General features: G+C 74.2%; 14 protein-coding genes. 10 read left to right on the top strand and 4 right to left on the bottom strand.

Annotated elements, in window-relative coordinates:
* Positions 1-458 precede the first annotated feature (458 nt).
* Complete coding sequence (locus tag EBO15_RS26435; RefSeq protein ID WP_199744820.1) at positions 459-1,391, bottom strand: LysR family transcriptional regulator; 933 nt, start codon at positions 1,389-1,391, stop codon at positions 459-461.
* Positions 1,392-1,481: 90 nt separating this feature from the next.
* On the opposite strand from EBO15_RS26435, the gene EBO15_RS26430 reads away from it, so the two are divergent.
* The 6 genes from EBO15_RS26430 to EBO15_RS26405 all read left to right on the top strand — a co-directional run bounded on the left by EBO15_RS26430 (position 1,482) and on the right by EBO15_RS26405 (position 5,186).
* Complete coding sequence (locus tag EBO15_RS26430) at positions 1,482-2,063, top strand: ATP-dependent Clp protease proteolytic subunit (protein WP_122197150.1); 582 nt, start codon at positions 1,482-1,484, stop codon at positions 2,061-2,063.
* A gap of 42 nt (positions 2,064-2,105) precedes the next feature.
* The gene (locus EBO15_RS26425) at positions 2,106-2,573 is read left to right on the top strand and encodes a YbaK/EbsC family protein (RefSeq protein ID WP_122197156.1); all 468 of its coding nucleotides are present in this window, start codon (positions 2,106-2,108) and stop codon (positions 2,571-2,573) included.
* Positions 2,574-2,630: 57 nt separating this feature from the next.
* Entirely contained in the window at positions 2,631-2,981 is a 351-nt protein-coding gene (locus EBO15_RS26420) for an arsenate reductase family protein (RefSeq protein WP_122197149.1), read from the top strand.
* A gap of 227 nt (positions 2,982-3,208) precedes the next feature.
* On the top strand, positions 3,209-4,237 hold the full coding sequence (locus tag EBO15_RS26415; RefSeq protein WP_122197148.1) for a hypothetical protein: 1,029 nt from the start codon (positions 3,209-3,211) through the stop codon (positions 4,235-4,237).
* Positions 4,234-4,566 (top strand): hypothetical protein, encoded by a 333-nt coding sequence (locus EBO15_RS26410; RefSeq protein ID WP_122197147.1) that lies wholly within the window; start codon positions 4,234-4,236, stop codon positions 4,564-4,566. Before EBO15_RS26415 ends, EBO15_RS26410 begins: the two co-directional genes overlap by 4 nt.
* 17 nt (positions 4,567-4,583) lie before the next feature.
* A complete protein-coding gene (locus EBO15_RS26405; RefSeq protein WP_122197146.1) occupies positions 4,584-5,186 on the top strand; it encodes a GNAT family N-acetyltransferase in 603 nt (200 codons plus the stop codon).
* Here EBO15_RS26405 and metF read toward each other — a convergent pair.
* On the bottom strand, positions 5,123-6,058 hold the full coding sequence (metF, locus tag EBO15_RS26400) for a methylenetetrahydrofolate reductase [NAD(P)H] (RefSeq protein WP_122197145.1): 936 nt from the start codon (positions 6,056-6,058) through the stop codon (positions 5,123-5,125). The two genes, EBO15_RS26405 and metF, sit on opposite strands and share 64 nt — an antisense overlap.
* Before the next feature lie 43 nt (positions 6,059-6,101).
* Between metF and EBO15_RS26395 the strand changes: the two genes are divergently transcribed.
* The 4 genes from EBO15_RS26395 to EBO15_RS26380 all read left to right on the top strand — a co-directional run bounded on the left by EBO15_RS26395 (position 6,102) and on the right by EBO15_RS26380 (position 11,230).
* Entirely contained in the window at positions 6,102-7,190 is a 1,089-nt protein-coding gene (locus EBO15_RS26395; RefSeq protein ID WP_122197144.1) for a polyprenyl synthetase family protein, read from the top strand.
* A 77-nt stretch (positions 7,191-7,267) separates the two neighbouring features.
* Complete coding sequence (locus EBO15_RS26390; protein WP_233616444.1) at positions 7,268-7,888, top strand: carboxymuconolactone decarboxylase family protein; 621 nt, start codon at positions 7,268-7,270, stop codon at positions 7,886-7,888.
* Positions 7,889-7,920: 32 nt separating this feature from the next.
* A complete protein-coding gene (locus EBO15_RS26385; RefSeq protein ID WP_233616443.1) occupies positions 7,921-10,119 on the top strand; it encodes a beta-glucosidase family protein in 2,199 nt (732 codons plus the stop codon).
* A gap of 118 nt (positions 10,120-10,237) precedes the next feature.
* Positions 10,238-11,230 carry a serine/threonine-protein kinase gene (locus EBO15_RS26380; protein ID WP_122197141.1) on the top strand — a complete coding sequence of 331 codons (993 nt, stop codon included), beginning with the start codon at positions 10,238-10,240 and terminating at the stop codon, positions 11,228-11,230.
* Between the two features lie 21 nt (positions 11,231-11,251).
* On the opposite strand, the gene EBO15_RS45450 is transcribed toward EBO15_RS26380, so the two are convergent.
* Positions 11,252-11,416 (bottom strand): hypothetical protein, encoded by a 165-nt coding sequence (locus EBO15_RS45450; RefSeq protein ID WP_199744819.1) that lies wholly within the window; start codon positions 11,414-11,416, stop codon positions 11,252-11,254.
* A gap of 95 nt (positions 11,417-11,511) precedes the next feature.
* The gene (thiE, locus tag EBO15_RS26375) at positions 11,512-12,186 is read right to left on the bottom strand and encodes a thiamine phosphate synthase (protein ID WP_199744818.1); all 675 of its coding nucleotides are present in this window, start codon (positions 12,184-12,186) and stop codon (positions 11,512-11,514) included.
* Positions 12,187-12,289 lie beyond the last annotated feature (103 nt).

Genomic DNA, 12,289 nt, shown 5'->3' with positions numbered 1-12,289 from the left:
GGCGAGACCGGCGCGGGCGGCCTGGAGCTGGCCGACGGCGGTGTGCGCGGGACGGGGCGCGGGCAGCGCGCGGGGGCGCTGGCGCGGGCCCTCGAACCGGGCGGCACCGGCGATGCCATGGGAGGCGGAGCGGGCTCCGCGGGCGAGCGAGGTCATGAGTTGCCTCCTTCCGGGGCGTCGGGCATGGCCGGGCGGAGAGCTTCCCCTCTCTCCGCCCGGCCGAGGCGCCCCCGCCGTGTCCGCGCGCTGGGCGCGGCGGGGGCGTCGCCCGTGGCGCGGGCCGCGAGTCCCGCACCACGTCGAACATAAGTTCGACGCGTTCACAGTAAACCGCCTCCGCCTCCATTCGTCAACATGTTCGAACGCGTCCCACCACGCAGAGCGATCATGAGATCGTTCGCGCAGGTCAGCGGCATGGACACGCGCCAGGCGCGGAGGCCCGGCACCCCGGTGTCCGATCAGTCGCGATAGTCGTCGGGGAGCCAGTGGGACTCGTCGTCCGGCGGGGGCGGAACGGCGGCCGGGAGGAGGCGCAGGACGGCGCGCAGGGCGGGCGAGGTGTCGCCGGAACGCCAGGCCAGGCACCACGGGACGAGCGGGACCGGGTCGACGAGGCGGATGCGCCGCAGGCTCGTGCCCTTGGGGAGCTCCAGGCCCGCCTCCCCCAGCGCGACCCCCCGGTCCTCGCGCTCGACCAGTTCGCCGTAGTGCCACAGGCCGACGGCGGGCTCGACGAACCGGATCGGGACGCCGAAGCGGCCGGTGAGGCGGGTGAGGAACGCGCGCGCCTCGGACGCGACCGGGTCGGGCATGACGACGCCCGCGTCGCGCAGTTCGTCCGGGCGCATCGTGCCGCGGTCGGCGAGGGGATGGTCCGGGCCGACGAACGCGTGCATCGGCACGAGGTGGACGACCCGGGACTCAAGCCCGGCCGGCCACCGACCCGGGAGGTCCCTGACCTGGCCGAACGCGGCGTCGATCTCGCCGGAGAGCAGCGCGGGGACGGCCTGCTGGAAGCCCTGCCGCATGCTCACCTCGACGCGGAGGCGGGGTTCGCGGTCGAGTAGTCCGCGAACGAGGGTCATGGAGCTGAACCGCTGGTCGTAGACGTCCACGCGGAGGCGCGGCGGCTCGCTCCGGACGGCCGCCATGACCGAGTCGATGGCGTTGAGGGTCTCTCGTGCGCGCGGGAGGACGCGGCGTCCGGCGTCGGTGAGCTCGACGCGGCGGGTGGTGCGGTCGAACAGGGACGCGCCGAGGACGGCCTCCAGCCGCCGGACGCGCTGGGACAGGGCCTGCTGGGTGAGGAACAGGCGCTGCGCGGCCCGTCCGAAATGCATCTCCTCGGCGGCGGCGACGAAGGCGCGCAGTCCGGGAACGTCCACGTCCACAGGTCAAGCGTGGGATCGACAAGCGCGCGTTGTCAAAGCGCCGGAAGTGTTGTTGGACGCCGCCCGCGGGGCGCGGGTTACCTCGACGGCATGACCAACGAACCACGCCAGATCTCCGAGGACGTCTTCCAGCGCCTGCTCCGCGAGCGGATCGTGTTCCTCGGCCAGGAGGTCGACGACGCGATCGCCAACCGGCTCTGCGCCGAGATCCTTCTGCTGTCGGCTGAAGACCGGCACCGCGACATCCAGCTGTTCATCAACTCCCCGGGCGGGTCCGTGACCGCCGGGATGGCCATCTACGACATCATGCAGTTCATCCCGAACGACGTGGCGACGCTGTCGCTGGGGTTCACCGCGTCCATGGGGCAGTTCCTGCTGTGCGCGGGCACGCCGGGCAAGCGGTACGCGCTGCCGCACGCCCGGATCCTCATGCACCAGCCGTCCGGCGGGATCGGCGGGACGGCGACCGACATCCGGATCCAGGCCGAGAACATGCTGGCCACCAAGCGGCTGATGCAGCGGCTGATCGCCGGGCACACGGGCCAGTCCGTCGAGAGGATCGAGGCCGACTCCGACCGGGACCGCTTCTTCACCGCCGAGGAGGCCCGCGACTACGGCTTCGTCGACCACGTCATCGACACCGCCCGGATCCTCCCCTCGGCCGCGGCGTGAACCCGGGCACGGGATCCGGGGCGACGCCTTAGGGTGCCGTCCATGCACCCCAACGCCGAGCGCGTCGCCGGTGTCCTGCGCGAGCAGGGCGCGGACGGCGAGATCATCGAACTGCCCGACTCCGCCCGCACCGCCCAGGCCGCCGCCGACCAGCTCGGCTGCGAGGTCGGCGCGATCGCCAACAGCCTCGTGTTCGACGCCGACGGCGGGCCCCTGCTCGTCCTGACCAGCGGCGCGCACAAGGTGGACACGGCGCGCGTCGCCGCCCTCGTGGGCGCGCGGAAGGTCCGCCGGGCGACGCCCGAGTTCGTCCGGGAGCACACCGGCCAGCCGATCGGCGGGGTGGCGCCCGTCGGGCACCCCGCCCCGATCCGCACCCTCGTGGACGTCTGGCTGGACGGGCACGAGCGGGTCTGGGCGGCGGGCGGGCACCCGCACACCGTCTTCCCGACCTCCTACGCGGAACTGCTGCGCGTCACCGGGGGCGCCGCGGCGGACGTGGGGGACTGAGCCGAGGCGGGAGACCGAGCCGGGTGGAAGACCGAGCCGGGTGGAAGACTGAGGGGCATGGAGATCTGGCACAACCCGCGCTGCTCGAAGAGCCGCGCCGCGAAGGCCGCGCTGGACGAGGCGGGCGTCGCCTACACCGAGCGCCGCTACCTGGACGAGCCGCCGACGGCCGCGGAGTTCGACCGGACGCTCACCGCGATCGGCGCCGAGCCCTGGGACGTCGCCCGGCTGGGCGAGTCCGTCGCCAAGGAGCTCGACCTGCGGAACCTGCCCCACGACCGGGACGCGTGGATCGAGATCATGGTCGCGAACCCGGTGCTCATCGAGCGTCCGATCATCGTCACGGACGGGTCGGCGGTCGTGGCGCGCGACGACGTGTCCGTCCGGCGCGCCCTCGGCGGCGCCTGACCACCCGTCCAGGCCGCTCGGGCCGTCCGGGACGTCTCGATCGTCCCGGTGCCGGGCGCGGGCGGCATGACCGTGCGGCCATGGCGTCCGCGTCCGGCGGCCGTCATGGCGGCGCGGCCTGACCGTGACCGTCCGGCACTCGACATCGCCTGTTGCGAGTGTGATTCTGGGGAACCGAACCCCCGGCGCGACGGGCGCGACGGGCTGGAGCGGCACCCGGAGGGGCGATGACCGCGGAGATGCGCACCGGCCCGGCCAGCAGGAACGGCGACTTCCGGGGCATCGATCCGCCCGCGCTGGACCAGCTCCTCCGGCAGGTCCAGCAGGCGAACACGGCGATCCGGGGCTGGCTGGCGGGGCACCGTCCGCCGCCCGGGGTCTCGGCGTCCGGGTACCGGCAGGCCGAGCAGGTGGGGCAGTGGGCGTCCGACCAGATCGGCATGCTGTCCCGGCGGTACAACTTCGCGATCACCCATCCGGACGACGGCGGCGGCGTGCACGCGCCGCCCTCCCCCGCGCCGAGCCCCGGGCCGTCCGGAGGCGGCGGGGGCGGAGGCGGCGGGATGCCCGGGAAGGTCAAGGTCACACCGCCGCCCGCGCGCAGGCGACCGCACCGGACGACCCCGAACGGCGCGGGCGACCTCGGCAAGTTCAAGACCCCGGACGCCGCCGGCAGGGCCGCCCGCAAGGACGCGTTCACGCTCGGGGACGCGCTCGAGCACCACCGGCCCGTCCCGCCGGAGGTCTGGAAGCACCTCGCCGAGCACGCGGGCGACCCGGACTACACGCGCGCGTTCTACGAGCGGCTGGGCCCGGCCCGGGTCGCCGCCCTGATCAAGGCGGCGCACGGGAACACGGCGCACCTGAAGGTGATCGAGCGGTCCCTGGGCGTCGCGAGCCACCACCTGACGATGAACGCCAAGTGGCTGGACGCCGTGCTGGACGAGTCGGACCGCCTCGGCGACCACGCGGCCGCCGTCCACGTCCTGACGACGGCGCCCACGAGCGCCCGCACCCGCGACGCGCTGACCAGGCTCGGCCTCCTTCACCACGGGGGCCGGCACACGCCGCGCCCGGCTCCGCACCACGCGCCGGAGCCGCCGCGCCACCCGATCCGGCCTCCGGCGCATACGCCCGCGGCACCCGGCCCGGCGGCCGACACGGCGACGCTCGTCCACGACACGACTCAGGTCCACAACACGACACCGGTCCACGAGACGACGCCGGTCCACGAGACGAAGGGCCGTCCGGCATGAGCCCGCCCCCGCCGCCCGCGAGCCTCCCGGCGCCCCTGGAGGGCGTGGCCGCGACCCAGCTGGCCCCGAACGAGAAGCCGAACCCCGAGTACCGGCAGATCTACCAGGCCTACAGTGACGCCTACGGCAGCATCGACGCGCTCCGCACCGCGCTGGACGCGCCCGTCCGGACGCTGAACGGCACGGACGCCTGGATCGGCCCGGAGTCGCGGACGTGGGGCGGGCAGCTGGAGACCCAGCGGGCCGCGCTGCGGAAGGCCGCCGACCAGATCCTCTGGGACATCTACAACCGGCTCGCGGGGACGCAGCGGACCATCGTCCGGGTCTAGGCTCTCTCGGCGTGAGGATGAGGGAGCCCAAACTGCGTCGACTCGACGAACCCGCGTTCCTGCGCCGTCTGGACCCGGTCCTCCAGGTCTACGCCGCCGCGATGCGCCCGCCCGGTGAGCAGCTGCCCGGACGGTACTCGATCATGCAGCGGCACACCACGTACCCGCGGTTCCGCGCGTACGTGCTGGAGCGGCCGCGTCCGCTGCCGGGGATGCCGGGGAGCGTGCGCGGGTTCGCGTACGGGTTCCACGGCGAGGCCGGGCAGTGGTGGCACGACGTGGTGCGGCGGGCCCTGGTCGAGCGGGACGGCGCGGAGCACGCCGACTACTGGCTGGACGACGCGTTCGAGGTCGCCGAGCTGCACGTCCACCCCGACGAGCAGGGGCAGGGGCACGGGCGCGGGCTGCTGACCGCGCTGTGCGAAGGCCGGCTGGAGCGGACGGTCGTCCTGTCCACGCTCGACCTGGACCCCGAGTCGCCCGCCCGCAGGCTCTACCGCTCCGTCGGCCTCAGGGACCTGCTGACCGGCTTCGACTTCCCCGGCGGCGGGCCGCCCTACGCCGTGATGGGCGGGACGCTGCCCCTGGCCCCGTACCCGGCGCCCTCCAGCAGCTCGTAGACCTCGCGGGTCGCGGTCGAGCGGTTGAAGGTGATGAAGTGGATGCCGGGCGCGCCCTGGTCGAGCAGCTCCCGGCAGAGCCCGGCCGCGTGCTCGATGCCGAGCCGCCGGACGGCCTCCGGGTCGTCCCGGACGGCCTCGAACCGCTCGCGGACCTCCGGCGGGAACGGCGCGCCGGACAGCTGCTCGGACCGCTCGATCGTGCTGATCCGGGTGACCGGCATGATGCCCGGGATGATCGGCACCTCGCATCCCTCGCCCGCGACCCGGTCGCGCAGCCGGAAGTAGTCGTCCGCGCGGAAGAACATCTGGGTGATCGCGTAGTCGGCCCCGGCGCGGCACTTCTCGACGAAGTACCGGGTGTCGCTCTCGATGTCGTGGGAGCGCGGGTGCTTGTAGGGGAACGCGGCGACGCCGACGCAGAAGTCCCCGTACGAGCGGATCATCCGGACCAGGTCGCTGGCGTACTCCAGGCCCTCCGGGTGCTTGACCCACTCGCCGTTCGGGTCGCCCGGCGGGTCGCCGCGCAGCGCGAGGATGTTGCGGACGCCCGCGGACGCGAACCGTCCGATCAGGTGCCGCAGCTCACCCTGGGAGTGGTTGACCGCCGTGAAATGCGCCACGGGCGTCATGGTCGTCTCGGTGGCGATCCGCTCCACCACGTCCACCGTGTTGTCGCGGGTGCTGCCGCCCGCGCCGTAGGTGACCGACACGAAGGTCGGGTTCAGCGGCTCCAGCTCCCGGATGGTGCGCCACAGCGTCCGGGCGGCCTCCGCGGTCTTCGGCGGCATGAACTCGAACGAGAACGACGGCTCGCCGGTGGCGAGCAGCTCGCGGATCGTGGGCGCGCGATCGGGATTCTGGCGTCGCATCCCGCAATCCTATCGACCCAGTCCGAAAAGATACGATCTCGCCATGTCCAGCAGTTCGTCCAGCAGTTCGTCCACCAGCTCCTCCACCGGCCAGTTCCGCAAGGAGGTCGACGAGGCGCTGCACGCCTTCGTGGCGCGCCAGAGCCCCGGTCTGCTCGCGATCAGCGAGGACCTGCGGCCCATGATCACCGCTCTCTCCGCGCTGCTGTCGGGGGGTAAGCGCCTGCGGCCCGCGTTCTGCTTCTGGGGCTGGCGGGCGGCCGGCGGCGAGGACGGACCGGAGATCGCGGCGGCGGCCGCGTCCCTGGAGCTGCTCCAGGCCAGCGCCCTGGTCCACGACGACGTGATGGACGCCAGCGACACCCGGCGGGGCCAGCCGTCGGTGCACCGGCGGTTCGAGGCGCTGCACGCCGAGCGCGGCTGGCGCGGGCCCGCGGACACCTTCGGCGAGGGCGCGGCGATCCTGCTCGGCGACCTGCTGCTGGCCTGGTCGGGCGAGATGTTCGAGACCAGCGGGCTGTCCGGGGAGCAGCGGGCCCGCGGGCGCGGCGTGTACGACGTGATGCGCACCGAGGTCATGTGCGGCCAGTACCTCGACATGCTGGAGAGCACGCGCGCGGGCGGGACGGTCGAGTCGGCGCTGCGCGTGGTGGACTTCAAGTCGGCCAAGTACACGATCGAGCGTCCGCTGCACCTGGGGGCGGCGCTGGCCGGGGGCCCGGACGAGCTGACGGCGTCGCTCAGCGCCTACGGGCGTCCGCTCGGGATGGCGTTCCAGCTGCGGGACGACGTGCTCGGCGTGTTCGGCGACCCGTCCCAGACCGGCAAGCCCGCCGGGGACGACCTGCGCGAGGGCAAGCGGACGGTGCTGGTGGCGCTCACCCTGGAGCGCGCCACGCCGGAGCAGGCCGACGTGGTCGAGCGGCTGCTCGGCGCCGCGGACCTGTCGGAGGCCGGGGTGGCCGACCTGCGGGAGATCATCACCGGGACGGGCGGGCTGGCGGCCTGCGAGGAGATGATCGACCGGTTCGCGGGCGAGGCGCGGGACGCGCTGGCCGCGGCGCCGGTGGCCGGTGAGGCCCGGGACGCCCTGGCGGAGCTGGCGGTCGCGGCGACGGCGCGGTCCTTCTGACCCTGGCCTTCTGAGACCGCGTGTCAATGGCGTGACACGATGTGGCCAATGCGGCGGGACGGGCTAGCACTCTCCCAGTGATCGGTGGCAGAAAGTACGCCATGGCCTCCGACACCCCGCCCGCCGACACCGCGTCTGCCGACACCGCGCCCGCCGACACGCCGTCCACGCCCGCGCCCGGCACGCCTCGCGTCCCGCCACTGCCCCCGGAGGAGTGGGACGACACGCTGCGCGCCGTCGTCTCCGCCACCGGCCCCCTGAACGTCTTCACGACGCTCGCCCGGCATCCGGCGCTGTTCACGGCCTGGATCGGGTTCGGCTCCAAGCTGCTGTTCGAGGGGACGCTGGACGGGCGCGTCCGGGAGATCGTGATCCTGCGCGTCGCGCACCGGCGCTCGTGCGCGTACGAGTGGGCGCACCACGTCCCGCTCGCGCGACTGGCCGGGCTCACCGAGGCGGAGATCGAGGCGCTGCGGGGCGCGCCCGGCGACCACCCCTGGCCGGACGGCGACCGGGCGGTGATCGACGTGGCGGACGAGCTCGACGCCACGTCCACCGTCTCGGACGCGACCTGGGCGGCGCTGGCGGAGCGGTTCGACGAGGCCCGCCTGATCGAGCTGGTCATGCTCATCGGGCAGTACCACATGGTCGCTTTCGCGCTGAACGCGCTGCGCGTCCAGATCGAGGACGACCACTGATGCCCGCGCGCACGAGCCGTACGGCAGGCCGCATGGCGAGCCTCATGCGCGCGGGGACGAGCCGGATGTGGGGCGCAGGGGCCCTCGCATCGGCGCTGGCCGTGTCGCTCTGGGCCGTCCAGTCGGCGGAGGCCCAGCCCGGACGGATCGCCAGGGCCGCCGCGGTCACGCGCTGCGGCGACCCCGCGAAACGGCCCTGGTGCAAGAGGACCCTCACGGCCGACCAGCGGGTGGCGCTGCTGCTGCCGAAGATGACCGCCGACGAGAAGATCTCGCTGCTCGCGTCGGACGACCCGCTGGGCGGCCCGCTCGGCGGCTTCTCCGAGAACGCGCACGCCGACACCAGCGCCGGGGTCGCGCGCCTCGGCATCCCCCCGATCTCCATGGCGGACGGCCCGGCGGGCGTCCGGCAGGGCAAGGCGACCGCGCTGCCCGCGCCGATCACGGCGGCGGCGTCCTTCGACCCGGCCACGGCCCGCGACTACGGCACGACCGTGGCGTGGGAGGCCCGGCACCGCGGCAACGACCTGATCTTCGGGCCGACCGTGGACGTCCTGCGGAACCCGCGCGACGGGCGCTCGTTCGAGGGCTTCGGCGAGGACCCGTTCCTGTCCGCGGCGACCGGGACGTCCTGGATCGGGGGCGCGCAGGCGCAGGGCGTGCTGACCTCGGTCAAGCACCTGGCGGTCTACACCCAGGAGACCGACCGGACGGCGCTGAGCATGAAGGTCGACCCGCGGACGCTGCGGGAGATCTACCTGCCGCCGTTCGAGGCCGCCGTGCGGAACGGGAACGCGGCGACCGTGATGTGCGGGTTCGGGCAGCTGAACGGCCGGTGGGCCTGCCAGGACGGCGCGACGCTGAACACGATCCTGCGCAAGGAGTGGGGTTTCAAGGGGTTCGTGGCGTCCGACCACACCGCCGCGCAGGACACGGTGGGAGCGGCCAACGGCGGCCTCGACCTCGAACTCCCCTACGGCTACCGGTACAGCAACCTCGCGCTCAAGCTCGCGCTGGCCCAGAAGAAGGTCACCCAGGCGACCGTGGACGCGCACGTCCGGGCCATCCTGCGCACGATGTTCGCGTTCGGGATGTTCGACCGTCCGGCGTACGCCAACGACCTGACGAAGATCAGCCGGGCGGGCAGCGAGACGGCGGCGCAGCGGATCGAGGAGAGCGGCATCACGCTGCTCAAGAACGCCGGCGGCGTCCTGCCCCTGAAGGCCCCGAAGCGGATCGCGCTGATCGGCGGGGCCGCCGACGCCAACCCGAGCGGGTTCGGATCGGCGCAGGTCCAGCCGTTCACGTCCGTGACGCCGCGCCAGGGCATCGGCGGGCGCGCGGGCGCGGGAGCCACGGTCACCTCCACCAGCGGACGCGACCAGGGCGCCGCCGCGAAGGCCGCCCGCGACGCGGACGTGGCGATCGTGTTCGCCACCGACAGCGAGGGCGAGTTCTTCGACCGGTCCTGCCTGACGCTGAACTGTGGCGACCCGACCAAGGGCGACCAGGACGGGCTGATCTCGGCCGTCGCGGACGCCAACCCGAACACCGTCGTCGTCCTGGAGACCGGCGGCCCGGTGCTCACCCCGTGGGCGGACAAGGTGAAGGGCGTCGTCGAGGCCTGGTACCCGGGCGCGCGCGGTGGCGACGCCCTCGCGCGCGTCCTGTACGGGGACGTCGACCCCGGCGGACGGCTGCCGTTCACGTTCCCCGCCGCCGAGGGCGACGCGCCCACGGCCGGGAACCCGGCGCAGTTCCCGGGTGTGGACAAGGCGGTCACGTTCTCCGAGGGCGTCCTGGTCGGGTACCGGCACTACGACGCCAAGGGCATCGCGCCGCGCTACCCGTTCGGATTCGGGCTCTCCTACACGCGATTCCGGTACAGCGGGCTGAAGGTGACGCCCACCTCGGTGCGCGTGACGGTCACCAACACCGGCTCGCGGAAGGGCGTGACGGTGCCGCAGCTCTACCTCGGGCTGCCCGCGCCGAACGTCACGACGCCGCAGCCGCCGCGCCAGCTCAAGGGCTTCCAGAAGCTCACGCTCGCCGCCGGGGCGAGCTCGACCGTGACGTTCCCGATCACCGACCGGTCGGTCGCGTACTGGGACCTTCCGTCCCATGGCTGGAAGGTCGCGCCCGGCTGCTACCGCGTGCAGGTGGGCGATTCCTCCAGGGATGTGGCCCTGACCGGGGCGTTCGCCCGAGCTGGGGGCGTCTGCCGGACGTAAAAGATCAAGCTTCCCGCCCCGCGCGCGGGCGGCACAGGGTACAAAAGAGGGAAACTTCCACTCGTCCTCCCCCGCCGAGCCGGAGCCCCCGTTGCCGTCATCCTCCTCCCCCGGGAGCATGCTGGACCCCTCGTCCAGCCGTCCCGGCCTGCCCCTGGGCCCGGACGACCCGCGCCGCCTCGGCGGCCACCGGCTCGTCCGCCGCCTGGGCGAGGGCGGCCAGGGCGTGGTCTACCTCGCCGTCCCCGACGGGCGCGGACGCGACCGTGACCGTGACCGTGACCGTGATCACGACCGCGACCGAGACCAGGGGCCGGGCGTCGCGCTGAAGCTGCTGCGGGGCGGGGCCGCCGCGACGCCGCGGGCGCGCTCCCGGTTCGTCAAGGAGGCGCACGCCGCCCGCGAGGTCACCAGCCGCCACGTCGCGCGGGTCCTCGAGGCGGACGTGACGGGCGACCGCCCCTACATCGTCAGCGAGTTCGTGGACGGCCCGTCCCTCCAGGAGTCGGTCGAGGAGAACGGCCCGTTCCCGGCCGGGCGGCTGCGCCGGATCGCGCTCCGCTCGGCCGCCGGCCTCGCCGCGATCCACCGCGCGGGCGTGGTCCACCGCGACTTCAAGCCCGGCAACGTGCTGCTCGGCCCGGACGGCCCGAAGGTGATCGACTTCGGCGTCGCGCGGACCGCCGACGCCACCCCCGTCACCACGCACGGCGCGGTCGGCACCCCCGCCTACATGGCCCCCGAGCAGATCGAGGACGAGCCGGTCGGCCCGCCCGCCGACGTGTTCGCCTGGGCCGCGACCGTCGTGTTCGCCGCGACCGGGCGCCCGCCGTTCGGCGGCGGCCCGAGCGCGGCGGTCATGCGGCGCATCGTCACCCGCCCGCCGGACCTCGGCGACATGCGCGGCGAGCTGCGCGACCTGGTGGCGAGCTGCCTGGACAAGAACCCGGCCGCGCGTCCCACGGCGCGGCAGATCGTCCGGGCGCTGCGGGACGGCGAGACCCCGGCCCCGCAGCCGCGCCCGACGAGGATCCCCCGCTACCGGTGGCGCATGATGCTCGCCCTCGCCGCCGTCGTCACGGCCGGCTTCGCCCTGGGCGTCCTGCTCTAGCCCCTGCTGCCACCCTCCCGGTCACCAGTGGGGCGGAACCTCGTCGCGCAGGCGCGCGTCGTCGTCCCCGCCGTCGCGCCACTCGCCCCATCCGGCGTCGGTGTCGTCGTCGGTCTGGTCGGGCAGCACGGGCAGGTCGTCGTCCGCCAGGTCCACCACGCGGTCGTCGTCCGGTGAAACGCTCATGCCTCCATTGTCGGCCACGCGGAGGGCCGCTGGTGACCACCCGGCGTCCAGGGGATGGCGGCGTGTTGTCATCTCCCCGCCGGAGAAGGCGCCGGTCAGGCGTCGCGGCGGAGGCGGCGGGAGAACTCGGCGGCCGCGGCGCCCGGGTCGCCGGCCTCGGTGAGCGCCCGGACGACCACGACGCGGTCCGCGCCCGTCGCGAGGACCTCGTCGAGGTTGCCGAGGTCGACGCCGCCGATCGCGAACCACGGGCGCGCCGGGTTCCGTCCGGCCGCGTACTCCAGCAGCGGCGGGCCGGGCGCGTGGCGGCCGGGCTTGGTCGGGGTGGGCCAGACGGGGCCGCAGCAGAAGTAGTCCACGCCGGGCTCGGCGACGGCGGCCGCGGCCTGCCCGGTGTCGTGCGTGGAGCGGCCGATCAGGACGTCCTGGCCGACGATCGCGCGGGCCGCCGGGACGGGCAGGTCGTCCTGCCCGAGGTGCAGGACGTCGGCCTGGGCGGCGTGCGCGACGTCGGCGCGGTCGTTGACCGCGAGCAGCGCGCCGTGCCGGTCGCAGGCGTCCCGGAACACCTCGAGGAACCCGAGCTCCTGCCGCGCCTCCAGGCCCTTCTGGCGCAGCTGGACGATGTCGACCCCGTTCGCGAGGACCGCGTCGAGGAACTCCGGCAGGTCGCCCTGCTCCTCCCGGGCGTCCGTGCAGAGGTAGAGCCGCGCGCGGCCGAGCCGGGCGCGCAGCCGGACGGCGCGGTCGGTGGGCAGGTGCCTGGACACGGTGAGCGGGTCCTTCCGGAGCGGGAACGGGGAGTGCAAAAGGGGGGGCGTACGGGTGCGGGCCACGCGCGCGGGGATCCGCGCACGTGACCCGCATCATTTC

The organism is Actinomadura harenae, assembly GCF_003696215.1.
Lineage (GTDB): Bacteria > Actinomycetota > Actinomycetes > Streptosporangiales > Streptosporangiaceae > Spirillospora > Spirillospora harenae.
The sequence above is the reverse complement of the archived record's forward strand: the minus strand, read 5'-3'. Positions and strand labels throughout refer to the sequence as shown.

Bases quoted from the DNA above. Each gene is read 5' to 3' on its own strand.
- EBO15_RS26430 (WP_122197150.1), top strand. From the start codon at position 1,482: ATGACCAACGAACCACGCCAGATCTCCGAGGACGTCTTCCAGCGCCTG.
- EBO15_RS26425 (WP_122197156.1), top strand. From the start codon at position 2,106: ATGCACCCCAACGCCGAGCGCGTCGCCGGTGTCCTGCGCGAGCAGGGC.
- EBO15_RS26420 (WP_122197149.1), top strand. From the start codon at position 2,631: ATGGAGATCTGGCACAACCCGCGCTGCTCGAAGAGCCGCGCCGCGAAG.
- EBO15_RS26415 (WP_122197148.1), top strand. From the start codon at position 3,209: ATGACCGCGGAGATGCGCACCGGCCCGGCCAGCAGGAACGGCGACTTC.
- EBO15_RS26410 (WP_122197147.1), top strand. From the start codon at position 4,234: ATGAGCCCGCCCCCGCCGCCCGCGAGCCTCCCGGCGCCCCTGGAGGGC.
- EBO15_RS26405 (WP_122197146.1), top strand. From the start codon at position 4,584: ATGAGGGAGCCCAAACTGCGTCGACTCGACGAACCCGCGTTCCTGCGC.
- metF (WP_122197145.1), bottom strand. From the start codon at position 6,058: ATGCGACGCCAGAATCCCGATCGCGCGCCCACGATCCGCGAGCTGCTC.
- EBO15_RS26395 (WP_122197144.1), top strand. From the start codon at position 6,102: ATGTCCAGCAGTTCGTCCAGCAGTTCGTCCACCAGCTCCTCCACCGGC.
- EBO15_RS26385 (WP_233616443.1), top strand. From the start codon at position 7,921: ATGGCGAGCCTCATGCGCGCGGGGACGAGCCGGATGTGGGGCGCAGGG.
- EBO15_RS26380 (WP_122197141.1), top strand. From the start codon at position 10,238: ATGCTGGACCCCTCGTCCAGCCGTCCCGGCCTGCCCCTGGGCCCGGAC.
- EBO15_RS45450 (WP_199744819.1), bottom strand. From the start codon at position 11,416: ATGAGCGTTTCACCGGACGACGACCGCGTGGTGGACCTGGCGGACGAC.